We start from the raw sequence: 23,701 nt of genomic DNA on the forward strand, positions 1-23,701 counted from the left end.
TCTGCATCGCCGGCAGAAGCAGCCTCATGTTATCCGCAACCTGTTTAAGGAAAAGCACGTGCGCTACGCAGCATGATTAAATGTGCGCACTATTTAGTGCACTGGTCAGTAACGCTCGTATTCTCACGATCTTCGCGCGCCCGACTCGGTCAGACCGCCCGCTTCCGGCGTGCCATGGCCACGCCCTGGGTAACGCGAATCACCGCCACGATCATTCAATGCCCATAAACGCCAGCGCCTGCGGAGCGGTTTAGCACAAACATTTTTTTGATTACCGATCGCGGGCTGGCCAGACCGGCCTGGTCACGTGTCAGTAGCCGCGATCGCCAACCAAAAAAATCTCTGCTTTATGCGCTGCAGCGCATAAGGGCGTATCTTGGTCAGGGGCCATAGAAGGGGGACAAACCTACCCAGCGGGAAGCCAACGACGCTCACCAAACAAGCCTGATGCGATCTGCCGGAGCCAGTCTCTCCCACGGGCAACCAGAAGTGCGCCAGAGGGGACGCGGCTACACTGCGCGTCAATGCCGAGTATCCACCACTGTAGTACCGGTTCCTGGGGGCAAGTCGGCATGGACGCCATGCGGCCATCTCTCCCTGAGGTGGTCGCTTCGTCCTCGACCAAGCAATGGATCACTACTGCGCCTCCCTCTGAAACCGCGCAAGGTTCTGGGGATCCCTCCACAAACGTAGTCCATGCCTGACTCTGCGTGTTGGATGACCGTGGAGCCGGTCACAACCCATTGATCCCGGCCCCGCCATCGTCAGGCGTCCACCGTTCGAATGATGTGTCTTGTCTTGTCCGGTGCTATCACCGTATGGCAAGCGCGAATCGCGGCGCTATCAAGCAGTCCGGTAATACCCCGGCCGAAGAACGGCTCGGAAAGGGGGCGAATCATGAGGTACTTTTTACGCGGCGCGCTGGCTGCTCTGGCTTTCCTGTTTATCGTGAGTTGCGGCGGCGGGGATGACAACTACGGTAGCCCGCAGGATCCGGCGCCAGCGCAGAGCCAGAACCAAGTAGAGCTTCACGCCGACGTGTTGAACGTCTCGCCAGCCGAAGCGCAGCTATACACGATCGTCGAAGACGATGTTCTCGACTATGCGGGCACTGCACCTCCCAGAGTGGGTCAATCTTTCATTCTGAACGGAGCGGCGCACAAGGTCGTCGAGTCCAGGGCTACCGGGCAGCAAACCCGGCTGACCACCACGATCCCGGATTTCCAAGAAATCTTCGCGGTGCTGCGATTCACGCTCGACGAGCCTATCGCGCCAACAGAAATGGTGGTGCCCATGAAAGCCCCAAAGGCGGGCATAAGACTCGATGACTGGAACGTATCCAACTCCTTTGGTGGAGGAATCCTCGCGGTACAGGCCCGCTTTTCAAATGGGCGAGTGCGCGCGAAGTTCGACTACTCCAGAGATGATGGATTGAAAGAGGCCGAACTATTCTACGACGGCACCCTTACCTTTGGTGCTGATGTCAATATCGCCGCGACCGTGCGAGCAAAGGAAGGAATCCCCGTGGCGAAATTCGCGAGCTTCATCGTCCCGCAGTCGCTGGGACTTGTGAGGGGCGAAATTCCTGTCGAGGTGGTCCTGGGGCTGGCTTCCAAGGTAGAGGTCACAAAACTCCTCAGCGCGTCCCACCAGGTCACGTTCTCCGCCGGCGCGCGCTATAACCGTACAACGGGCGCATTCGAGAACGGCTCGTCAATTCAAACCTCGCAGACCACCAGCGTGGTGCCAGACGACTTGCTGAAGGCCGCCTTGCTTGCCATACAGAACGTGCTTACCGGGGCCCCGGTCATGGCGGCGACCGGCAGCGTGGCGCTCTCTGTCGGGCCTGAACTCGTCGCGGCATTGCGGGTGGGCGTGCTCGGCATTTCGGCCAGCATTGGCCCCGAGTTTTCCTGGCAGGTGAGCGGGGTGATGCCGAATGTGTGTAACCGCGTTCCAATTGCCCGTGTCACGGCAGTCACTGCAGGGCTCAATTTCCATAACTTCCGCGGCGGCACCAAGAAGTATGAGCACAGGATCTTTGCCATTACGGAGCCGATAGACCTTGGGGACCGCTTCAAGGGCGTGGGGAACTGCGCGCCGGTCGTCGGCATCACCGAGAACAGACAGGCCGTGGCCGAAGACGGACTTCCTGTTCAACTGGTGCCAACGCTCGATGGTGTGATCGCCAGTCCGGCTGGGTATCAATTCACGTGGACGCTCCACGATGGGAAGACAAGTTCTGAACCGAACCCCGTTGTCAAATTTCTGTCGCCAGGCGACTACCCGGTGTCGGTCAAGATTGTTCCGCTCGACGCGAACGGTGCGCCTATAGCGGTCGAGTATCAAGGGAGCGCCGTGATCGAAGTGCGCGTCATCGGCAAGTTCAGTGGTTCATTTGGCGGCGACGACTCTGGCACGTTCAACCTGAACTTCGCCGAAAGCGGCGCCATCACCGGTTCCGCTAGATCGACCGAAACCGGGGACGGCTATTCTATCAAGGGCAATTTGGCGACCGACGGCAAGTTCAGCGTTGCACAAGGTGAGGTGACTGGAGGCGCGAGCTTCTCCGGCCAACTTCTGCCCGGCAACGGAGCGTGGACCGTGCGTGGCACATGGTCAAACCCCGGTTTGGGCGAGGCCGGCACGTTCTCCGGCTCGCAGGCGCCTGGGTGACGCGAGGCATGGACTTACCGCGCAATCGAGTACATCAAGCGCACCAAATCCGATTGCCGCCGCGTTCCAGTTTTCGAAAAGATGGACTGCAACTGGGATTTAACAGTCGACAATTCGACGCAGTGCACCGTGGCAATGGCCTCGAGCGGCGTGCCGGAGACGAGCGCGGCCAGCAGTCGAGTTTCGGCGGCGGACAGTCCATAAAGCGATGACGCAAGGGCGGCCGTGTCGATCCCACTTTGCCCTTCTTCGCTCAGGAAAGCGACCGAAGCCGCCTGCGCTGTGTTCGGCAGGCCAGGCGGCGGCGGGACCAGTCGCGCCACGATGCCAGCGCCGATCGGGCCGGCCAGCCGGATCGAGAACGATAGTGGTGTTTCAAACCGGTATGTCGCGCATGCGGAGATGGCCTTTTCCAGCGCGGCGGTGTCGCGCGGATCGGTGGCCGACAGCCGTCGATCCCGCGTAATGGAGGTGGCGGGTCGGCACAGGAAGCGTTCGGCTGCCGGGTTGGCATAGAGAATCCGACGATCGCGCCCCAGCACTACCACTGCGGTAACGACCCGATGCATTGCTAGCTCCGCGTGCCCCTGCCGCGCCGCTTCCAGTTCCCACCGCAGTTGCATGGCGCGGGCGAAGTGGGGGGTCAATTCCTGCATCGCCCTCATTTCCCGTACCCCGAATGGGCTCGATCCAAGGGGTCGGTAAAAACAGAGAGGCGCGAGAGGTGGAGATGCGGGGCTTCCGTCCGAGACGATCGCGCTGATACAGCGTCCGATATCGCTCGGCGCCAAGTAGTCTGAGAAAAAGCGAGTTCTGCGCAGCGCCTTATCCGACAACAGGTGGTCGGTGGTGCAGGTGAAACCGGTGCGCAGCGGGCCGTTTTTGCGCACCAGTTCCTGGTACCAGACATCCACGTCCGCCGTCTCTTTCAGGAATTGATCCACCGTCTCCTCCGGGAGGCCATAGGCAATCCCGAGGCCTCCAGCGGTGGCTGGAACATATGTCGTAAAAAGAAAGGCGCCAGAGGCATTGAAGAACCGAGAAAGATCGCGCAGGACCGACGTCCATGGCGTCTGTTCCTGAGCCTGCTGATAAATCTCCGGGATCACCGCTGCGAAGTCAGGCATACGCAACACCCTCATCAGACTTACGCTCCCGCGCGTGCCGGTCGGGAGCTTGCGATCTCGCTGAAGTCTATTATGTGGAGTGCAGATTTCCTAGCCTCGATGCAGTTTGACCCGCCACCCGCCACCCGCATCCCCATACGATTGGGACGTCTTACCCGGCATCCGTCGTGATGCTGGAACGCTGCGCTTCGCCATAAGCGGGTCTGACCAAGATACGCTCTTGTATAGGGGTAGGAAACGGCTTTCGCCGTCCCCTCCCTCCGAACCCGGTGTGCGGTTATCGCGACTGGCTCTCCGGTTAGTTGTTTCCGCATCGGGGTTGGCGCGCCAATCTAAGGGCCTCGGACATCGTGAACAGCCCTAGATTAGCGAAGAAGGCATTTGGCCATCGGGTGTGATCGCGAAGGCAGTGACCCTGCCCCGGACGATGAAGGAGCTAAAGTCCTTACGGGGGGAATTTGAGGCGCGGAGTAGAGGGCGGTGGAGCTTTCCGCTGAGAATCTGATTGTCGAGATCGGAAACCAGCACAAGAAAGGTCCACCATGAGCAAGGATAAAGGGAAAGAAGCAGTCGGTCTATCGGAAATCGGGCTTGGGCTCGAGGAGCTGATCAGGCGCGGGGCCCGGCGGGTCATCCAGGAGGCGATTGAAGTGGAGCTGGCAGAGCTGCTTGAGCAGTTCAGTAACGTCAAGACGTTGAGCGGGCAGCGCGCCGTGGTTCGCAATGGCTGCCTCTCGGAGCGCGAGGTGCTGACGGGCGCCGGACCGATTGCCGTGAAGGTGCCCAAGGTGCGCGACCGGTCCGGGTCTGGCGTGAAGTTCAACTCGGCGATCGTGCCGCCGTATGTGAGGAAGTCACCGCGGGTGAGTGCGGCGCTGCCCTGGCTGTATCTGAAGGGAATCTCGACAGGCGACATGAGCGAGGCGCTGTCGGTGCTGCTGGGCGAGGATGCCAAAGGGCTATCGGCCAACGTGGTGAGCCGATTGAAGGCGCAGTGGGCAGACGAGCATGCGCGCTGGAATCAGCGTGATCTGGCGGCGGCGCGCTATGTGTATTGGTGGGTGGACGGCATCCACACGGGTCTGCGCAGCGAGGGCTCGGACGGGCAATGCCTGCTGGTGATCATCGGCGTCACGCCCGACGGCAGGAAGGAGCGCGTGGCGATCGGTGACGGCTATCGGGAATCGAAGGCATCGTGGGCAGAAGTACTGCTGGACCTGAAATCCCGCGGTCTGCAGGCTGGCCCGCTGGCGGCGGTCGGCGATGGCGCCATGGGATTCTGGGCTGCCCTGGAGGGCAGTTGCCCGGACCAGTGTGTGTCCCACGTGCGGAGCGCAATTGGCTTGCAAGGGCCACCATCACTTGGTCTTCCGGAGCGCGTTCGGGCGACTGTCGATTGACAGTCCCAGGCTGTACCCCTGCCGGCGGTGCCAAGGTGACGCCCCCACCTTCAGTCCGATCGCCAACTGCTTGCCTGAGCGGGTCAGCCCAGAACTGCAGTATCTCGAGGTCAAGTTCGCAGCGTTGATGTCGTATGGTCTGACCGTCAACGTCCTGCAAGAGGTACTGCCGCTCGATCATGTGCTGGCAGCGAGCTCAATCCGGCGCCAGGTCACCACGCTCGGTCGCCGATTGGAAGCGGAACAGGCCACCGACGCCCGGCAGCAGGCGGAGGCGGCGGCGAGTGTCCGCTCGCCTGAGATCCCCGAGCCCAGTCCGATCCGCGCGGTCGGCATTGACGGCGGCTACCTGCGGCGGGCCGGCCACCGGCGCCGCCAGGACGGCTGGTTTGAAGTGATCGTGGGAAAGTCCCTACGGGATCAGGATGCCGGCCATAGCTTTGCCTACGTGCACAAACTGGAGCGCCGACCGGCCGATCGTATGTGGAACTTCCTGCTACGAGAAGGTGTGCAACCCAGTCAGCCGGTCACCTTCTTGTCGGACGGCGGGGATACCGTACGGTTTGCCCAGCTCGGCTTTGGTGACCGCGGTGACTACGTTCTCGATTGGTTCCACATCGCCATGCGGGTACAGAATCTCGAACAGATGATCAAGGGCCGGCCGGCACATAGCGATGGCCCCAGCAATACCGCATTGATCAAGACGCTGCATGGCGCCAAGTGGCACTTGTGGCACGGCTGCCCCTTTCCAGCGTTGCGTCGCCTGGAAAGCCTGGGCTGGGATCTGGGCCCTGAGGCCAGCCCCGAGGAGGGCAAACTTCTCGGCAAACTCGAGGAGTTCATTGTCTACCTCGACAACAACCGGCACTTCATCGTGAACTACGGTGATCGTTATCGGCATGGGGAGCCCATTGCCTCGGGGTTCGTCGAGTCGGCCGTCAACCAGGTGGTCAGCAAGCGGTTCGTCAAACGGCAGCAGATGGCCTGGCGACCTCGGCACGCGCACAACCTGCTTCAGATCCGCACTGCCGTGCTCAATAACCAACTGCGGTCTTACGTTGAAAGATGGTATCCGTCCATCGCCGGAGAAGAAGGCCACCGCCTTGCCGCTTAGTCAGCCCCCGTTTTGGCGCGGTCTCCCGCCATGGCATCGGCGCCATGGTCGGAAAGCTGTGCGTCGAACCAATTGTGCAGCGCAGCTACGAGTCTCTTGTCCTCGGAGCGGTAGGTCAGTTCCGCTCCTGCAGGAACTTCTTTGTACTCTATTTCGATTTGCCCTGGCTTGGCTGCCTTGAGCTCGGACAGCCCAGGCATGGCTGGGCCATGGATATGCGTGGGGCCAGAGAAATCGCCCTGCGAGAACTGCCGCTGGATAGAGCGTAAATGCTCTCGCACGAGTGCAACTTGTTCCGTATTGGAGGGGACGTTGACGATAACGCGCTGGATCCCGCCGTCTTTCGTTTTGGTGAAGATGTGCGTTGTTCCCTTAAGGGTGAATGGCATGACGCCAGCCCCCAGTCTGGCGACTTCCGCCTGACGCGGGACATCCGCGGCCCCGACCGCACCCGCGACAGCAAGGGTGGTTAGAAAGGTAATTGCAAGAAATGGCTTGCGGTGTGCCATGAATATCTTCCTCTCGCGCTATGTCACGATCTTAACGACATCGACGATGCCTGCCCCACGCTCCACGCAGGTAGCAGGGTGCACCCCAACGTTCACAAAACGGTAATATTCCTCCTCTACTTTGCCCATCGGCACACGGGTACTAACTCATTCGGGTGACAAAATTTTTGACAAAATCCGTATCAGTGTGCCCCCCGATGCCCATTCAGATTTGCGAGCGGCGCCAGGTGCAGCGCGAACTTCCACATAGTTGTGGCAAACACGGGAAAGTCGTGCCGCCACCGCGGTCTCCGCAACCGTCAGTTGGCAGTCCAGCAGCGCGCCTGCGGTCACCCACGCGCCCCGAGCCAGCAACGAGTGGCGGGCGGCGTCATAAGGCGTTAAGCGGAATCTTCAGATAGCGGACCCCATTCCCCTCAGGCGGAGGCAACTCACCGGCCCGGATATTGACCTGTACCGACGGCAATATCAGCGTCGGCATCGCCAGCGTTGCATCGCGCGCCTTACGCATGTCCACAAACTGATCTTCGCTCACTCCATCGCACACGTGGATGTTGCGTTTCCTCTGGTCACGCACCGTCGTTTCCCACATAGGCACGCGCCCTTCGGGTGGATAGTCGTGACACATGAACAGTCGCGTCTCATCCGGGAGCTCCAGCAACCTGCGGATAGAGCGATACAACTCGTGTGCGCAGCCTCCGGGGAAGTCGCAGCGAGCAGTGCCGACGTCCGGCATGAAGAGCGTATCGCCGACAAAGACCGCATCTCCTATCTGGTAGGCCATGTCAGCAGGAGTGTGCCCTGGCACGTGAATCGCCTTGCCGGTCAGCCCACCGATGGCGAATGTCTCGCCGTCCTCAAACAGGTGGTCAAACTGCGAACCATCGAGCCGGAACTCCGGCTCCAGATTGAAAAGCTTCTTGAAAACGCCCTGCACACGACGGATGTTCTGGCCAATGGCAATGCGGCCACCCAGCTGACGTTTGAGGTAAGGCGCCGCAGAGAGGTGGTCGGCGTGCGCATGTGTCTCAAGAATCCATTCGACCCGCAGCCCCCACTCACGCATGAAAGCGATGACCTTGTCTGCACTTGCCGTCGATGTCCGACCCGACTTGGGATCATAGTCCAGCACCGAGTCGATGATGACGCACTCGGGCCGCCCTTCCTGATAGACCACGTAAGTCACCGTCCAAGTGGCCGGGTCGAAGAACGGTTGAATGGTCGGTTGCATGCTGCCTCCTTAGATGCGGACCATTCTATTCACAGATATTCTATTTTTCAATATACTATCTGTAACTAAACTGTAGACAGCCTATGGACCAGCCTCACCCGACCATCGACCTCGCCACCATGCAAGCTGCGGCGACGAACGCCTGTGCGCTGCTCAAGGTGCTCGCCAATCCGGACCGCCTGCTGCTGATGTGCCAGCTTTCCCAAGGCGAGTTGTCTGTCGGCGAGCTGGAGGCGCAACTCGGCATCCGGCAGCCGACGCTGTCCCAGCAGCTTGCCGTGCTGCGCGAAAACGATCTGGTGGCGACGCGCCGTGACGGCAAGAACATCTTCTATTCGGTGGCAAGCGCGCAGGCACTTGCCGTCATGACTGTGCTTTATCAACAGTTCTGTGCTGACACATCAGGGAATGCAACATGCTGATTGACCTCGCTAACTTCACGCCCGACCTGTCCTTGGCTGGCGGACTCGTCATCGGCGCGGCAGCGGCCATCCTGGTGCTGTTCAACGGGCGGATTGCCGGCATCAGCGGCATTCTTGGCGGCCTTCTGAGCCTGCCGCGCAAGGACATGGCCTGGCGAGTGACCTTCCTCGTCGGTCTGGTCGGCGCCCCTGTCATTGCGAGCCTGCTCGGCAAGGCCGCCGTTGCGGATATCCAGGCGAGCTGGGGCCAAGTTCTGGTCGCCGGTTTTCTGGTTGGGCTCGGCACCCGCTACGCCAGCGGCTGCACCAGCGGCCATGGTGTGTGTGGCATCTCGCGCGGCTCCATCCGCTCGCTGGTCGCCACCCTGACCTTCACGGTGGCGGGATTCCTGACCGTCTTCGTGCAACGCCACTTGATTGGAGGCTGATATGACCGCGATTACTGCACTGCTTGCAGGCCTGCTCTTCGGCGTCGGCCTGATGGTCTCCGGCATGGCCAACCCGGCCAAGGTATTGGGCTTTCTCGACCTGGCTGGAACCTGGGACCCGTCGCTGGCGTTTGTCATGGTCGGCGCCATCGCTATCGGCACCATTGCGTTCATTGTTGGGAAACGGCGCAAGCGCTCCTTCCTGGGGTTGCCTATGCAACTGCCGGCCAGCACGACCGTGACGCTTCGACTGGTACTGGGTAGCGCCGCGTTCGGCATCGGCTGGGGTCTGGCCGGGTTCTGCCCGGGCCCCGCACTGGTGGCCCTGGGGGCGGGATACCCGAAGGCCGTGGGATTTGTCGCTGCCATGCTGGCAGGCATGCTGGTCTTTGAAGTCCTCGAGCGGTCGAAGTCGAGCCTGCAGGGCGCCTAAGCCGCAGCAACCGATTGCACTACCGCTGGCAAACGTTGAACCGATGGAAAACATCATTGCCAACAGCGTGCTGCTCGGCGCTGTTGTCGGCCTCATCCTGGCGCTGACCGGCGCAGGCGGCGCCATTCTCGCCGTCCCTCTGCTGCTTTTTGTTCTGCGTCTGAGCGTGGCGGAGGCCGCGCCGGTCGCGCTGCTCGCGGTGGGCTTGTCTGCCGCCGTAGGCGCGGTGCTTGGACTACGTGCAGGCATTGTGCGTTACCGTGCCGCCATGCTGATGGCGGCTGCCGGGACGCTGTTCTCACCCGTCGGATTGTGGGTCGCACATCGTCTGCCGAACGGACCGCTGACGCTGCTGTTTGCAGTCGTGTTGGCGTTCGTGGCATTGCGGATGTTCAGACAGGCAGCCGGGCGCAAGTTGGAACAGGCAACGGGGGCCAGCCAATCAACGCACCCTTGCCAGCTGGATAACCGCACTAGGCGCTTTGTCTGGACCGCCTCCTGCACTCGCGCCCTTGCGCTGTCGGGTGTAGGCGCCGGCTTTCTATCGGGGCTGCTTGGTGTCGGTGGCGGCTTCGTCATTGTTCCCGCGCTGAAGAAGGCGAGCAATGCCCCGGAGCATGCCATCGTGGCGACATCCCTGGCAGTCATCACGCTGGTGTCCGCTTCCGGCGTGATTTCGACAGCGATTGCCGGGCGCATGAACTGGCAAATTGGTGTGCCGTTCGCCGCAGATGCCATGGCTGCCATGTTAGGCGGCCGCCAAGTCGCCAGCCGGCTAAGTGGCCACAGGCTGCAACAAGGCTTTGCCGTGGTGGCCGGTCTGATTGCCATCGGCATGGTCGCGAAAATCGCCATGGCTGCCTAATGCAATACCAAAGCGAACACATTAGTCGATACAACCAAGGAGACACCCGTGAACACATTTAAACAGCGCATTTTGACCCTGGCGATGCTGGCAGTTGCCAGTGCACCTGCGTTGTCTCAATCGCCGACGGTACCTATGCCCGTGCCCGACGAAGCGTCGATTCCCAAGGGACCGATGGGGGATGCCATTAAGCGCGGCAAGGCACTGCTCACTGATACCCACAAGCAGCTACCCAAGAATGTCGGTAACGGCCTGAACTGCACGAGCTGCCACCTGAATGCCGGGACGACTGCCCATGCATCGCCGTGGGTGGGGCTGGTCGGCGCCTTTCCGGAATACCGATCGCGCAGTGGAAAAGTCATCTCGCTGCAGGAACGCATCAACGACTGCTTCCAGCGCTCGATGAACGGCAAACCGCTGGCATTCGACTCGGCAGAAATGAATGCCATCATGGCCTATATGAAATGGCTGTCCACGGGGGTCCCGACCGGCACGAATGTGGCCGGCAGAGGCTTCGAGAAGATTGATACGTCACTGACGCCGGACCCGGTCCACGGCAAGACGATTTACGGCGCCCAATGCGCGTCCTGCCATGGTGCCGAAGGCCAGGGCACGAAGAACCCGCAAGGGGGTTATATCTTCCCGCCGGTCTGGGGCAAGGATTCCTTCAACGTGGGTGCGGGGATGGCGCGCATGTACACCGCTGCTGCGTTCGTGAAGCACAACATGCCACTGGGCCAGGGCGGAACGCTGTCAGCGCAGGACGCCGTCGATGTTGCCGCCTACTTTACGCAACAGCCCAGGCCCGATTATGCAGCCAAGGCCAAGGACTGGCCAAAGGGCGACAGGCCGAAGGACGCACGCTAGCTCGACAAGCGCCCCGATCATTTTGCAGGGGGTTGCGCTGGATCATGACCGATCATCCAGATCGAAGCCAGAGTAAAAGCGTTCCCCAAGGGTAGTGTTGGATCCAACCCCGCCCGCGGTCCGTTCGCACAATTTTATTATTGCCAAGGAGGCAGCCATGCAAGCAAATGTTGGGACTGTTGACCGAGTCCTCCGAGTTGTAATTGGACTGATCTTGATTGGCCTGGCCGCGACCGGCCGCGTGGGTGCCTGGGGCTGGATTGGCATTCTCCCACTGCTGACAGGTATCGTGCGCGTCTGTCCTGCCTACAGCATTTTCGGCGTGAAGACATGCGCGGCATCGAAGTCTGACGCGAAGTAACTTCAATTCAGCCGGCGTGGCAGCCTCAGGGCTGCTCGGCCCCCTCGAACACTTGTCACGCGCCCTGCGCAATTCCCAGATGAAGGGGTTTTTATGAGTGGCATGCCCGAATTCAAGACTGTGGTCAAAGATGTGTCGGCGCAAATGCGCCGCCTGCGCGAGACCCAGCCCGACTTAATGGCAGCATTCAGTCAATTGGCAGCGGCTGGCACCAAAGAGGGGGCCTTGAGCAAGAAGACACGCGAGATGATTGCGCTGGGTATCGCGGTCGCAGGCCGCTGCGATGACTGCATCGGCTTTCATATCCAGGCGCTCATCAAGCTGGGCATCACTCGGACCGAATTGGAAGAGGTGTTGGGAACCGCCGTGTATATGGGTGGTGGGCCTTCGATGATGTATGCTACGCATGCGCTCGCGGCTTTTGACGAATTTTCGTCCTGATGCGGTTGGAACGCTGTCCGAGTTCCCGCTCAAGCGCGCAAGGTTGCTAGTGCGCGTGTACCGGCCTGCCAGCATGCAGGGGGGCCGCCAGAGCCCCCCTCACTCATTCTTTCCGAGCAGGGCTTACACATCAGTGTGCCACGCGCGAGCAGTTTCTAGTGTTCCTGAACACTCACCGTCGGCCTATTTTCCAGCGCCCATTCAATCATCGAGCCGTCATACAAGCGGACCTGGGGAATCCCGAGGGCGATCCGGCAACGCTGCGCCACAAACGCTTCGACAATGTCTTCGGGTTGGGCGACGCCTGCAATATGCCCAATGCCAAAACGGCCGCCGCGGCGCGCAAGCAGGCGCCGGTCGTCGCGCATAACTTGCTGGCCACCCGCGGCGAGGCCACGGGAGAAGCCCGCTACGACGGTTACGGCTCCTGCCCCCTGACAGTGGAACGCGGCAAGATCGTCCTGGCCGAGTTCACCTACGGCGGCAAGGTCGCGCCGAGCTTTCCGGGCTGGTTCATCGATGGCACGCGGCCTTCGCGGCTGGCGTGGTGGCTCAAGGAGCGGATTCTGCCGCCGCTCTACTGGCAGGGCATGCTGAAGGGACGCGAATGGCTCGCGACACCCGAGTTGCAGGGATAACGCAGGCGGCACGACCCGAATCTGTTGTAAGAGGCTGTTGTATCCTCCGGCACTGCTTCCTGAAACGGCATGTCCGATCCCAACGCGCTCGCCCCGTCCGACCGTGCCGGCAAACCACGCCGCATCACCATCCACGACGTGGCGCGCGCAGCAGTCGTCTCCTTGATGAACGTCTCGCACGCACTGAACGACCGCAGCGTGGTGGACCCGTGCCCGGTGTGTGTCCGGAACTGAGAGACAAGGGCTCGGCCCATAGTGCAAGCATCACGATCCAACGCTACCCCATTTCCGGGTAAGGAGTGTCTTCAACAGGTCGTTCGGGCCGAGGACGAGAAGTCCTGCGTAGGTGAATGTCACAAGACTGATCGCAAGCGGTAGCGGTCGCAGTTCCGCCAAGCCATGAATGCCGATGAACAGGCCAAGAGCGGCATCTGCGACGATGGCAATGGCAAGTGTCCTGCTCGGCCGTGACGACCAGAACGCGCGGCGCTCACGGACCGAGACGATGGAAAAGAGGGCGAAGAAGAGCAAGGTCTGGAATGTGAAAGTCTGCAGCTTGCCGCCGGCATCCGCGAGTCCAAAGCGATGCCAGCCGAATGCGAGCAGTGCCAGCGACTCGACCAACATCAAGAAGCCAAGAGCGATGGCCACCCGCACAAGTGGGCCAATATTCCAGGTCTCCGGCCGTTTCGAAGGATGCACGCGGTCAGTCGCCAGGGCAATCTTGACAAAATCCGTCATGAAGACGAGCAGGACCATGCCAAGCGCGGAAATGGCGAATCTTCCCGTGGCCAGGAATGCCACAACGACGAAGCCGGCTTTCAGTATGGTGCGACTTACCTTGTTGATGATCCATGTCAGGACGCGCTGATAGATGGCGCGTCCGCTTTTCACCATGTCGACGATGTCAACCAAGCCCTCATGGGTTAGCACCGCGCTTGCGGCGCCCTTGGCAACGTCGGAGGCCCCGCTTACAGCAATGCCGACCTCCGCCTGGCGCAGGGCTGGCGCATCGTTCACGCCATCGCCTGTCATGCCAACCACATGGCCAGCTTCCTGAAGGCGCTTGACGACCAGGAACTTGTCCTCGGGGAATACCTCCGCATAGCCGTCAACGCCTTGCACCGGGCTCCCACCCTTCGCCATTGACTGCTCACTTTGCAAATCGGGAACGCGCGCAATCGTGCCGAGTCCCAGGGCCGCCGCGATGGCTTGCGCCACCGGCAAGGCATCGCCGGTCAACATCTTGACCTCGAGGCCGAGTCGGCGAAGTTCGGCAATGAGACGCGCCGAGTCGGGACGCGGAGCGTCATACAAGTAAGCCAGGCCGATCAGCTCCAGTGGACCTGCTTCAAAGGCTCGCGCCACTGCCAGAACACGCTCTCCCTTGCGCGCTTCGATGCTGGCCTGATCCTCTAGCTGCATGATCGCGTCCTGCGAAAGGCCTGCCGCCTCTGCCACGGTTCGCAAGGCTCCCTTCACGCATCGCAACGTGCCCCCGTCCACCGACACAATTGCTTCCGTACGTCGCGTCGCGGCGGAAAACGGCTGGAAGGACAGGATCGTTGCCTTGTGGCCCTCCTCTTGCCCCGACGTCCCCGCAGCGCGCAAGAATGCGAGGTCGATAGGGTCCGCGTTTGCCAGATTCGATGCCAACGCGGCGAACCGGACCACGTCGGCATCGCTGAATCCGGGCCGAGGTTGCACGAGCTTGAGGGAGAGCTGGTTCATGGTGAGCGTCCCTGTCTTGTCAGTGCAAAGCACGTCCATCGTAGCCGCGTCCTCGATACCGCTCAGGCGGGTGATGAGCACACCCTGTCGGGATAGCTCCATGGAGCCCAGTGCCATGCTCACGGTGAACATGACTGGTAGCGCGACGGGAACAGCGCTCATCAGGAGGACAAGTGCAATAGGCAAAGTATCTAGCAGTGGCAGCGCATTCAGGTACGACACCACCAGGGTCACCAGCACCAGGGTGCCAACGATCAGGAACAGCCAGCGAACCACGCGGGAAACAACTTCCTCGACATGCAACTTCGGATGCGCGCTTGCGACAAGCTCGGTCGTGCGACCGAAGTAGGTCTTGACACCTGTTGCCGTGACGATTCCGGTTCCCTCGCCATAGCGGACCGTTGCGCCGCCGTACAGCGTATCGCCGGTGGTCCGTTCCACCTCTCGCGACTCGCCCGTGAGCGCTGCCTGATCGAGCCGCAGATTCCCTTGCACGAGCAGCATGTCCGCGGGAACAAAGTCGCCAGCTCGCACCCGAACAATGTCACCTCGCACCAATGCCTTGGCGGAAATGGTCTTCCAGCTTCCGTCGCGCATCGTCCGGACTGTTATATTCAACTGTTGTCGCAGTGCAGCGACGGCAGCGGACGCGCGTTGCTCCTGGAGGAAACTCAGTACGGCATTCACGACGAGGAGGAGCAAAGCGACGACAAGGTCTGTCGTCTTGTGAAGAACCAACGACAGCAGGGCAATCAACTCGACCATCCAGGCGGACAGCCCCCAGAATTTGGCCAGGAAGCGGAGCACGTGGTGCGGTTTCCTTTCCGGCACCTCATTCGGTCCATCGCGTTTGAGCCGGATCTGCGCTTCCGCACTCGACAGGCCAGTCTCGCAGTTCGAGCCCGATACTTGCAATGTTTCTGCTACCGCCCGCGGTAGCGCTTGCTGCGCGTTCTCTTGCTGCATCATCGTATGTCTGGGTGGGAGTGAGCGTTGCACGCCAGATGGCAGCGTGCTCTTCAACGCACCAGTAAGATTGGAGTTCGGCTCGCGCAGGATGCAATTGGTGAACTAGCTGGGCGCGGACGCTCCGGTGGGGGTGGCATGGTGAGGCACCAAGATGACCGGGATGGTGCTCAGCCGGGCGACGGACTCGGCAACACTGCCAAGTACAAGGCGCTGAGCGCCACGCCGGCCATGCGTTCCGATGACGATGACGTCGGCATGCCAATCTAGCGCGACCGACTGAATTGCTGACGCGACGCCTCGCCCGCCAGCATCCAGCGCCAGGGTGTCGCCCTGGACGCCGGATAAGTCCAGCAACTCTCTTGCTCGGGCGAGAACGCCTTCGGTTTCGGTGCGCACCACGGCCTGCTTCGTCGAAGCGTGTTCGAGACCGCCTCCTAATCCGATGATATTGGGCAGTTGCTCAACCACGCCGACTACCCTGACGACCGCATGCAGTTCGTCCGCGAGCGCGAGAGCCGTAGCGAGTGCCGCGCCAGAGGCGGAACTGCCATCAAACGCGACCAGTATCCTTTGGAACAACTTCGCCTCCTCTGACATGGAGACACCGTGGCACGTCGAAGCTTGCAGGCATCGGGCCATTGGCGCGCAGAGCGCTTCTAATAAGGCAAGCCCTCTTCGATAGGCAAAGAGAGGTCCCTCGACCACTCATTCCACGAACCAAGATAGAGCCGGACGTCGGCTATCCCGGCTTCTTCCAGGGCGACAAAGGTATTGGAAGCTCGCGCCCCTTTGAAGCAGAAGACGACGACGGGCGTTTCACGACGAATTCCGACGGTAGCACACTCGGCGAGAATTTCCGCAGGTGACTTGAACATCTGGCCGGCCGGAGTCGGCTTCATCATGCGGTACCACTCGATCCAGACAGAGTTTGGAATTCGGCCTTTGCGAGGACAAAAATCCTTGCCGTAGGGCGAGGAGCTATCGGCTATCCACTCGTCGACGTCGCGTACGTCGAGTTTGACAATGTGTGGGTCGGCGACCGCCTTCTTCATTTCCTCCAGGTCGACGAGGATGCTGGCCTGGGTGCTAGCAAGCGGAAACCTGGCCGGCGCGGGCTTCGGGGTGTCGGTTGTGCTGGGAAAGCCCGCCGCGTGCCATGCACGGTAGCCACCGTGGAGCACCTTGATCTTGTCCCGTGGATATCCCAGGTATCGGAGAAGTACGTATCCTCGGCAGGATTGACCGAATCCAGTGGTCATCGATTGCTCGTAGACGACGGCCACTTCCTTTCCCGACAGTCCGGCCTTACCGAACGCCTCGGCAAATGCTTCCCGCAGGGCGGCCAAGCCCTCTTGTGTCGTTGTTGCCAAGTAGGTAAATATCTCGTGGATATTCACCGCGCCAGGCAGGTGAGCCTCGGCGTAGCTCGCCGCGTCTCTCGTATCGATGAGCACGACGGACTCAGTCCGCATCATTTCCGCCAGATCGGCCGGTGATATGAGAACCCTTACGTTCATGACGACCCTCATCTGATTGAGCCACGCTTGCTTTGACGGGACAATTGACACTGGGCCACAGCAAGCTTGCGGACGATTGGAATAGTCCCAATCATTCTGAATTCTGGGATGGGAAGGGCCGCGGTCGTTGATTTCTGTCAACTCAAGTCAAGTTACAGGGGCTGCTTGGCACCCGCCTGCGTCAAGACCTGGAGGTCCTGTCCGGCTGGCCGCCACCCGTTACGGCCTCGGGTGCCGCCAGCTGAGTAGCGAAGTAGGACAAAGCCTGACAACGATCGGCCCTGCCACGCGCTACAGTGAATTGCTTGTTTCCGGGTGCTCCTGTTCTGCGTTGCGGCCATTCCATGCCTGTCTCCTGCTCCATCGAAAAATGGTCGGCAACATGCTTGCTAGGCCTTCTGATCGTGGCCCCCCCTGCGGGTTTCGCAGCCCAGCCTCTCTCCGATCTGGCCAAGCTGCTGCTTGGCACCGTAAGCGGCAAGCCAAGCGGCATGTCGGGCGTGACGCGGCTGACCGCCCGCGATGCCGAGCGCCAGCTGAGCCTGGCATGCTCGGAACTGGCGCGGTCGGCGCCAATCGTGCTGGATAACTCTACACGTCTCACTGGCTGCAACGTCCGCCCCGGCAAGGTCGTGGAGTTCCAACTCAAGGTAACCGGGGTGGACCCGCGGCGCGACGACACCAAGAAATTCATGGCTTTTGTCAGGCCGATCCTCGAGCGCGGAATCTGCCGAAATCCGGATGTGCCCGTGCTGGGCAAGCTCGGCGTGACACTGGACTACCGCTATCTGGTGGGCCAGGAGCCTCTGGTGGCGCTGCACGTTTCCCCTGACAGATGCGCAGAGAAGGCCGGGACCTGAAGTATCTCTCCAAGCACGTCCCTATCGCCATCCATTAGTTCCGCCTCTGAAGGTCCGGCACATGAGCCAGTCAGCAATTGATTGATTCCATGGACATTTCTTGTATGTACGGGCCGGACACCCACGTGAATGCTCGGGACGCTGCTTCTGTCGATTGCATCGATATCAGAGAGACACCCGCCAGCAGGATGCCCCGGGAGGTACCGCGACTGGTCGCTACCGCAGGCCAAAAGCGCGGAAGTTTGACCGGCTCCGACTGGGGTTGACGGGCGTCAAGGCTCCCTTGATGGAACCGGCTAGGTTGAAAAGGTTCCTGCCCCAGTCACTCTCTTGAGCCTGCATTGCACCCGGACCTTCGCGATTGCCGAGGCACGGGCACCTGCGATGCCTCTTTGTGAATCAGTTGCCATACGGACGCGCCTGCTCTTCCGTCAGACCGGCGATGAACAAGCAGGTGTTGGGAGCCTCCGAGGGATCGGTCATGACTTTCACCGGTTCGAAACTCTGGAGTCTATGCAAGATCGACAGATCGACGAACAACTGGAGTCAACATCATGAAAGGCGCATTTGAGTTATTTTGTATCGTCAGCATCGCCAGCCTCAGCTTGTTTACCCCTGAGTGCCAAGCACAGGAAACCGCTGGGCAGGTTGCACAACCCGCGACTCCCCGGACCATGCGTGGGGTCGACCTGCTCAGCAACGAGGAAAAGGCGGATTTCTGCGCCCGTATGCACGCCGCCAGGACACCAGAGGAACGCCAGGAAGTCACGCGCCGTCTGCACGATCTCGTGCATACCCGCGCCGATCAACAAGGCGTAGTGCTTCGACACGAGCGCGGGGGTGGACAGCGCATGTATGGCAGTGGTCGAGGCACCGCAGGCCTGGACTGCGGCCCCATGATGAGCCGTAGTGCCGACACTGATCAACCAGCAGCCGGCGGGTTGCCGCCGCAGAAACAGGCGAGCGGTCTGGCCTACCTTAGTGGTGGCATTGGTGAGGACGAAGCTGCCGCCTTCCGGCGTGCCGCGCCGTCGTATAGCCTGCGCCTTACCTTCACCGGCAAGCGGGGCGAATTTCTGGCCGACGTTGACACTCGGATCTACAAGCCGGATGGCAAACAGATCTTTGGGGCGATATCCGACGGGCCCTTTATGTACATCAAACTTCCAGCAGGGAAGTATCGCGTGGTTGCTACTGCAAACGGCGTCGAGCGTAAGATGGAGGTTACGGTCCCATCGAAGGGAGGCGTCGCCCAGCACTTGAACTGGCCGTCCTGAAACAGTCGCAGCCAAGGACTTTCATTATTGGACCGTCATTGTCTTCTTGCTGACCCTGAGCCCGTCGCTTGGGCTGGTCGTCGCCGTGCTCGACAAAAAGTGGACCAGGTTCGCTCGCATGATGACTGCCATTGCACCTGCAACGGTGTCAGTGCACGTATAGCAAGTCTTCGAGCGTCAATGGCTCCAACTGCACTGCGCTCAGTTTGTGCCGCTCGCGCCCGTATCGGGTGGAGCGGACGTTGCAGACGGTGCGGTTGGTGCGGGCGCGACCGTCGGCCCCGTGGCGTCGGGCTTCGCGGCGGGGGCTACCGTGGCCGTTGATCCATCAGGCGCCTGCGACGTCAGCGAAGGCGACGGGGTCGCTGGAGCTGGTTCAGGTGCAGCAGCGGGCGGCTGCGCAGGAACGGACGGGACGAGCGGCGTCGGCACAGCGGGCGTCGTCATCTTCATCGGCTCGCCCGGATGTGTCGGCGCGGGCTCGGGCAGCGGCGCAACGTGCTCCTTCATCGCGCCCGTCACTGTCGCGCGGTCACGCCCCACCGGATCGACCTTCAGAAAATGGGCAACCAGATTGAAGAAGCGCTCGTAGAACACGCCGGCGGGAATCGTCTCGCTCGCGATCTTGACCATCGCGTCGCTGCCCGAGCCGATCGGCAACGACAGCGAGCCGAGCACGCTCAGACCGACGCTGGCCGAGGTGCTGGTTTTCTTTAGTGCGTAGCGGTCCTGTACCGCGTTCACATAGGCGGTGCTCGATGTACCGTCCGCGTTCGCGTCCGCGCAGACGATGTGAAAGGCGATCACGACATGCGTGTCGTCGGTCGGCTGGAAATTCTTGCTGCCATCGATCGTATCGGGATGGGCCGAACTCGACACATAACCTTGGCTCAGCAGCGCCCGGCGCGCGGCTTCACAAGTCGCGTCGGAATTCGCCTGGAACGTGCGTGCGTATGGGCTCGTCGCCGCGTCAAACTGCTCCTGCTGATAGAGCGGCGTCGCTGCCGGCGCCGGCGCCGAACTCAAACTGCATGCCGACAAGACGGCGATAATCACGCACAAAACGGACAACTGGCTGAGTCGGTGCAGCATGGCGTTAATCAAAATGGCTCGGCCGTGCGACGCTTAGCAAGGTGCGGTGCAAATTTCATTTGCACCGGTCGCTTGTGGCGACGCAATCTCGCATAGCCTAGACGTCAGTGTAGATTCATAAGTTGACCGGGGGTTCCGAGCGCGCGCGGACTTCCGCCTTGTGGTCGTCTGACCGATTGCAGAGCGGATCCGTCCGACTCTAAGCGGCCGGCTTCAGCAGCAACGGGCGGTTCCATCGGCCCCCCTATATGCGCCATGGCCCTTCATTGACATCCGTATGGAGATGCCTGTCGTCTTTTTGACTGTGCCCGAAAAGAGTCTGATGACGAGCACTTCCATCAGGGCGCAATGTGGTTACGGTTCTCCCAAGGGCGTGAACTCGACCGCTTTCCGATGGGCAGCAGAACATGAGTGGTTCCAATTCGGCGCCCATGATCTCCTTGCGTAGCGCCGGCGCGATGCGTGCTGTCACGCAGTCATCGTTCACCACGTCGAGCACAGTGGCTCACCACGTGTTATGTGTGTCGCGAGCGCACGCCGAGCGCCATTGAAGGACGGAGATCGCCGGCCCAGGATCGGCAGATGGGCGCACTGTAGGTGCCTCATTAGCCTCTCCGCAGCGGTCCGGTCGTCTGCACCCGCTTTGGCGCGGTCTTCATTTAGCGCTTTCCCTTAATGCCTTTCCCCAGGTGCTACTGATTGCAGTTGTGCCCATACTGGTGGCTCGCCGTTTCGCGTGGCGATCACTTTGACTCATGGAATCTGCCGCCATGTTTGCACTTGCTGCCTGGATCACCTGTTCCTTCGCGGTTGGCCTTTTTGCTAACGCACTGGGACGCTCCGGCGCCACATGGATCATCTTCTCGTTGATCCTGAGCCCGTCGCTTGGGCTGATGGTCGTCGCCGTGCTCGACAAGAAGTGGACCAGGTCCGCTCGCGGGATGACTGCCATTGCACCTGCAACGGTATCTGTGCCCGTATAGCCAGCGGTAGGACCAGGCGAATTCCGGTGCTTCTCAGGGGTGACGACGAAGAGATTGGGTCATGAAACTACTGCCTGCGCGTGATAGAGCGACAAGGCTTTGATGGTGATTGGGGACTCAATGCCGGCCAGGGTCACGACTTTTGTCAGGGCGTCGGCCCAGATGCAGCGTGGAGCGATAACGGAGACGCTGGGGTATCGCGGCGTTTTCGGAACTTGACCGCGCAAGCGAGCGCCGCCGACAATCGCATACTTACCGGCACTGTGGCCAAAGCTGTCCAGAAAGTAGGCGCCGCTTGTGGCAACCGCGCCCCGATTCAATGCGCCGAGTAAATGCGTTTCTGCTGGACGCTGGGGTGACCGAACAAAAATCGGCTGGTCGGTATCGCCAAACACTCTAAGGTCGCCGCCGGCAGAAACCGCACCCGCGCGACCCCCCGCATCTCGCAAGGCACCGACGGCTACGTCAACTGCAAATCCCTTTGCGATACCTCCAAGGTCTAGCCAGACAGCCTCTTTGCGAACGACGGTGCAATCCGAATGAAGAACTATGCTGTCGAAAGTTGTGCTAATGGCTGGTCTCGGTCCAGCTGGGGCAGGCAGCAAGCCGTCCGCAACCAATGCTGCTGCAACCGACGAGTCGAATGTGCCAGAAGTTAGCTCAAACATTCGGAACGCTTGACGGAGAACATGCATCGTCCATGGATGTACGCTAACTCGCTGGCCAGGCTCTGCGGCGTGCAGGCGGGCAAGGTCGCTGTCGTGGCGATGAAAGCTCATCAGCTTATCGACGTACGCAATGGACTCGAATGCAGACGCTACTGCTGGCTCGGCGAGTCGCGCCGGTACTGGCCCCTCCGGAGCGCCGTCGACACGTATTTCAACGATAGTGCCAAGCAGTGGCCGCGCCCGCTTTAGCATCTCACCCCTTCGCAAGCACGAGTTCGTACAGTGCCAGTACGCGTTTGACGCCCTGTGTAACATTCTTGCACGACAGAGTTGCGCCACTGATATTGCGGATGTCCTTGCCGAGCCGGAGTGCATCGCGAGATGTTTTCCCTTCGAATTGAGCCCGCCACTCGGCATTGCCGACTTCACGACCGTAGCTCTCCTGATAGGACAGGATTTCAATAGCACGGACAGCACCATTCGAATCCAATCCCACGGCATAGCCAATTTTCCCGTGCTTGCTGGTAACGTGGTCGACGATGAACCAGCCGCCAGTGGACGCCTTCCAGACGCCCTTTTCGTCGAAGGGCTCATGGACACCGGAGCGGTCGTACATGGCATCACGTACGCTTTTGCTCAATTTCAACAGAACTGGCTGGAAGGTAGCACCTTGGAACATCTCCGCTTGCGCTTGCTCGACGGTCAGATAATCGCTGGCGTACGCCGGCGCAACCAGCATGGCGAACGGTATTGCAGCAACTGGGGTCCATTTCATGGGAAGACTCCGACGGCTCAGAACGGAATGGCGACCTTGATGATAAGCCCGTTGCGGGCTTGCTTATCGCCAAAGATGCGGTGCGCAGTGCACTGCTGATGCTGGCGTCGCTCTCCGCCTTTTCAGCTGAAGAGCAAACCTCGCCCTGCCCGTCCCATGTCGAGATCGTCGTTGACCCCACACTCCGGAAAATGTAGGGTTCGTCAGAATCTGAAGACCCACCTAAAAGCACCTAAAAGCAGGCCTTCGGCGCGTGGTGCGGCCGGCTGGAAGCCGCCGCACTTACTGCAGCGTCTTCAACCGGTTGTTCGCCGCACGCGCGCCTTCGGTACCGGGATACTTGGCCACCACCTGTTCCAGCGTCTTGCGCGCGGCCGCCTTCTGGCCGGACTCGAGCTGATTATTGGCCACCGCGATCATGGCGTCCGGCACCTTGGGATGCGTCGGATTGGCATCGATCATTTTGTGCAGCACCCAGGTGGACCCCTTATAGTCGCGCTGCGCGTAGAGCGAGTTGCCGAGCCAGTACTGCGCCAGCGGCAGGTACGGGCTCTGCGGATACTTCTTGATAAACGACGAGAACGCATTCCCGGCGCTCTTGAAGTCGCCCGCCTGGAAATGCTTGAGCGCGGCGTCGTATTCGGGCTTCTCGCTCGGCTGCGACGTGCCTGGGCGGTCTTCGACAGACGCGTGCTGCGGCTCGAACTTCTTCAGGCGCGCATCCAGGTCGACGTAGTAGTCCTTCTGCTGCTTCTGCAGCGTCGCCACCGTGTTCTGCAGCACTTCGTTCTGGCCGCGTAGCCGCGCCACCTCCTGTCGTAAGCCTTCGAGCTGGTTCTGCAGATCGAGCGTGGTGCGGCTGTTCTGCTCAATGCGCTGGGTCGCCGTCGCCTGGAAGCTGTTGAACTGGTCACGCAGGTTGAGGACCGTTTTGCGCGCCTGCTCATCGTCGAACACCCCGGCATGTGCCGGTGTGGGTGGCAGCATACCGCCGCTCGCCATGGCGGCGAGCCACAACAGGGTGGAAACGTGTACTTTCATAAATGGGTCGTCGTGGGTTGTGTCGGTGAGCCCGCGTCAGATCGCTCTTGGTCTGCGGGCCAAATGCATCGGCAAGCCTATCCCACCCGGAAAAACTCGACGCTCTGCCCCGCATTGACCGCGCGCTTGAGCCACGAGGGCATCTCGCCCTGCCCGTCCCAGGTGAGCCCTTCCGCGTTGCGGTAGCAGACCACCGGCGGCGGCGGTGCGGCCGGTGGCGGGGGTGGTGGGGGCGGCGGTGCGAAGCACCCCGCCGCGTCGAGCTCTTCGAGGGTG

The 23,701-nt window shown here is 60.9% G+C and carries 23 protein-coding genes and 3 pseudogenes; 15 read left to right on the plus strand and 11 right to left on the minus strand.

Annotation, left to right across the window (positions count from 1 at the left end; translation table 11 throughout):
* Positions 1-897 precede the first annotated feature (897 nt).
* Entirely contained in the window at positions 898-2,676 is a 1,779-nt protein-coding gene (locus KHO41_RS38150) for a PKD domain-containing protein (RefSeq protein ID WP_211958406.1), read from the plus strand.
* A gap of 14 nt (positions 2,677-2,690) precedes the next feature.
* On the opposite strand, the gene KHO41_RS38155 is transcribed toward KHO41_RS38150, so the two are convergent.
* Positions 2,691-3,803, minus strand: coding sequence for a helix-turn-helix transcriptional regulator (locus tag KHO41_RS38155; protein WP_211958407.1), 1,113 nt, complete (start codon positions 3,801-3,803; stop codon positions 2,691-2,693).
* Between the two features lie 542 nt (positions 3,804-4,345).
* Here KHO41_RS38155 and KHO41_RS38160 point away from each other — a divergent pair.
* Together KHO41_RS38160 and KHO41_RS38165 are read left to right on the plus strand one after the other, a co-directional pair.
* A pseudogene (locus KHO41_RS38160) lies at positions 4,346-5,110 on the plus strand (IS256 family transposase); the annotation flags it as partial.
* Positions 5,100-6,317, plus strand: a pseudogene (locus KHO41_RS38165) (ISKra4 family transposase); the annotation flags it as partial. The pseudogenes KHO41_RS38160 and KHO41_RS38165, both read left to right, overlap by 11 nt.
* Here the strand turns inward: KHO41_RS38165 and KHO41_RS38170 are convergent.
* Both KHO41_RS38170 and KHO41_RS38175 read right to left on the minus strand, forming a co-directional pair.
* On the minus strand, positions 6,314-6,826 hold the full coding sequence (locus KHO41_RS38170) for an aspartate carbamoyltransferase (protein ID WP_244874231.1): 513 nt from the start codon (positions 6,824-6,826) through the stop codon (positions 6,314-6,316). The pseudogene KHO41_RS38165 and the gene KHO41_RS38170 sit on opposite strands and share 4 nt — an antisense overlap.
* A gap of 370 nt (positions 6,827-7,196) precedes the next feature.
* Positions 7,197-8,057 carry an MBL fold metallo-hydrolase gene (locus KHO41_RS38175; RefSeq protein WP_211958408.1) on the minus strand — a complete coding sequence of 287 codons (861 nt, stop codon included), beginning with the start codon at positions 8,055-8,057 and terminating at the stop codon, positions 7,197-7,199.
* An 83-nt stretch (positions 8,058-8,140) separates the two neighbouring features.
* On the opposite strand from KHO41_RS38175, the gene KHO41_RS38180 reads away from it, so the two are divergent.
* The 9 genes and pseudogenes from KHO41_RS38180 (at position 8,141) to KHO41_RS38220 (ending at position 12,746) form a co-directional block, all read left to right on the plus strand.
* Complete coding sequence (locus KHO41_RS38180) at positions 8,141-8,479, plus strand: ArsR/SmtB family transcription factor (RefSeq protein WP_140952009.1); 339 nt, start codon at positions 8,141-8,143, stop codon at positions 8,477-8,479.
* Entirely contained in the window at positions 8,473-8,907 is a 435-nt protein-coding gene (locus tag KHO41_RS38185; RefSeq protein ID WP_211958409.1) for a YeeE/YedE family protein, read from the plus strand. Before KHO41_RS38180 ends, KHO41_RS38185 begins: the two co-directional genes overlap by 7 nt.
* A gap of 1 nt (position 8,908) precedes the next feature.
* Entirely contained in the window at positions 8,909-9,340 is a 432-nt protein-coding gene (locus KHO41_RS38190; RefSeq protein ID WP_211958410.1) for a DUF6691 family protein, read from the plus strand.
* Positions 9,341-9,383: 43 nt separating this feature from the next.
* Positions 9,384-10,205: a sulfite exporter TauE/SafE family protein gene (locus KHO41_RS38195; protein ID WP_211958411.1), complete on the plus strand. Its 822-nt coding sequence runs from the start codon at positions 9,384-9,386 to the stop codon at positions 10,203-10,205.
* 135 nt (positions 10,206-10,340) lie between these two features.
* Positions 10,341-11,072 (plus strand): c-type cytochrome, encoded by a 732-nt coding sequence (locus KHO41_RS38200; RefSeq protein ID WP_244874232.1) that lies wholly within the window; start codon positions 10,341-10,343, stop codon positions 11,070-11,072.
* A 157-nt stretch (positions 11,073-11,229) separates the two neighbouring features.
* The gene (locus KHO41_RS38205) at positions 11,230-11,433 is read left to right on the plus strand and encodes a YgaP family membrane protein (protein ID WP_211958412.1); all 204 of its coding nucleotides are present in this window, start codon (positions 11,230-11,232) and stop codon (positions 11,431-11,433) included.
* A 93-nt stretch (positions 11,434-11,526) separates the two neighbouring features.
* A complete protein-coding gene (locus KHO41_RS38210; RefSeq protein WP_211958413.1) occupies positions 11,527-11,874 on the plus strand; it encodes a carboxymuconolactone decarboxylase family protein in 348 nt (115 codons plus the stop codon).
* 248 nt (positions 11,875-12,122) lie between these two features.
* Positions 12,123-12,512 (plus strand): annotated as a pseudogene (locus KHO41_RS38215) (NAD(FAD)-dependent dehydrogenase); the annotation flags it as partial.
* Between the two features lie 69 nt (positions 12,513-12,581).
* The gene (locus KHO41_RS38220) at positions 12,582-12,746 is read left to right on the plus strand and encodes a LacI family DNA-binding transcriptional regulator (protein ID WP_244874233.1); all 165 of its coding nucleotides are present in this window, start codon (positions 12,582-12,584) and stop codon (positions 12,744-12,746) included.
* Between the two features lie 30 nt (positions 12,747-12,776).
* Here KHO41_RS38220 and KHO41_RS38225 read toward each other — a convergent pair whose 3' ends face one another.
* From KHO41_RS38225 to KHO41_RS38235, 3 genes are all read right to left on the minus strand, one after another.
* Positions 12,777-15,212 (minus strand): plasma-membrane proton-efflux P-type ATPase, encoded by a 2,436-nt coding sequence (locus tag KHO41_RS38225; protein WP_211958414.1) that lies wholly within the window; start codon positions 15,210-15,212, stop codon positions 12,777-12,779.
* Positions 15,213-15,314: 102 nt separating this feature from the next.
* Positions 15,315-15,809, minus strand: a complete 495-nt coding sequence (locus tag KHO41_RS38230) for a universal stress protein (RefSeq protein WP_211958415.1) — start codon at positions 15,807-15,809, stop codon at positions 15,315-15,317.
* A gap of 59 nt (positions 15,810-15,868) precedes the next feature.
* Positions 15,869-16,729 carry a sulfurtransferase gene (locus KHO41_RS38235; RefSeq protein WP_211958416.1) on the minus strand — a complete coding sequence of 287 codons (861 nt, stop codon included), beginning with the start codon at positions 16,727-16,729 and terminating at the stop codon, positions 15,869-15,871.
* Positions 16,730-17,115: 386 nt separating this feature from the next.
* On the opposite strand from KHO41_RS38235, the gene KHO41_RS38240 reads away from it, so the two are divergent.
* Together KHO41_RS38240 and KHO41_RS38245 are read left to right on the plus strand one after the other, a co-directional pair.
* Positions 17,116-17,589: a hypothetical protein gene (locus KHO41_RS38240; protein ID WP_244874234.1), complete on the plus strand. Its 474-nt coding sequence runs from the start codon at positions 17,116-17,118 to the stop codon at positions 17,587-17,589.
* Between the two features lie 554 nt (positions 17,590-18,143).
* Complete coding sequence (locus KHO41_RS38245) at positions 18,144-18,866, plus strand: hypothetical protein (protein ID WP_211958418.1); 723 nt, start codon at positions 18,144-18,146, stop codon at positions 18,864-18,866.
* A gap of 201 nt (positions 18,867-19,067) precedes the next feature.
* On the opposite strand, the gene KHO41_RS38250 is transcribed toward KHO41_RS38245, so the two are convergent.
* Positions 19,068-19,958 carry a DUF2242 domain-containing protein gene (locus KHO41_RS38250; protein WP_211958419.1) on the minus strand — a complete coding sequence of 297 codons (891 nt, stop codon included), beginning with the start codon at positions 19,956-19,958 and terminating at the stop codon, positions 19,068-19,070.
* Between the two features lie 770 nt (positions 19,959-20,728).
* Here KHO41_RS38250 and KHO41_RS38255 point away from each other — a divergent pair.
* Positions 20,729-20,941: a hypothetical protein gene (locus KHO41_RS38255; RefSeq protein ID WP_181184576.1), complete on the plus strand. Its 213-nt coding sequence runs from the start codon at positions 20,729-20,731 to the stop codon at positions 20,939-20,941.
* A 59-nt stretch (positions 20,942-21,000) separates the two neighbouring features.
* Here KHO41_RS38255 and KHO41_RS38260 read toward each other — a convergent pair whose 3' ends face one another.
* The 4 genes from KHO41_RS38260 to KHO41_RS38275 form a co-directional block, all read right to left on the minus strand.
* Positions 21,001-21,924 carry an FAD:protein FMN transferase gene (locus tag KHO41_RS38260; RefSeq protein ID WP_342344503.1) on the minus strand — a complete coding sequence of 308 codons (924 nt, stop codon included), beginning with the start codon at positions 21,922-21,924 and terminating at the stop codon, positions 21,001-21,003.
* On the minus strand, positions 21,863-22,384 hold the full coding sequence (locus KHO41_RS38265; protein ID WP_211958421.1) for an FMN-binding protein: 522 nt from the start codon (positions 22,382-22,384) through the stop codon (positions 21,863-21,865). The genes KHO41_RS38260 and KHO41_RS38265 overlap by 62 nt, the downstream gene beginning before the upstream one ends.
* A gap of 282 nt (positions 22,385-22,666) precedes the next feature.
* A complete protein-coding gene (gene ybgF / locus KHO41_RS38270) occupies positions 22,667-23,425 on the minus strand; it encodes a tol-pal system protein YbgF (protein WP_211958422.1) in 759 nt (252 codons plus the stop codon).
* Positions 23,426-23,502: 77 nt separating this feature from the next.
* Positions 23,503-23,701 (minus strand): H-NS family nucleoid-associated regulatory protein (locus KHO41_RS38275; RefSeq protein WP_211957143.1); only part of this gene is annotated, 199 nt, incomplete at its 5' end.

It is taken from the genome of Cupriavidus numazuensis (assembly GCF_905397435.1).
GTDB classification, from domain to species: Bacteria; Pseudomonadota; Gammaproteobacteria; order Burkholderiales; family Burkholderiaceae; genus Cupriavidus; species Cupriavidus numazuensis.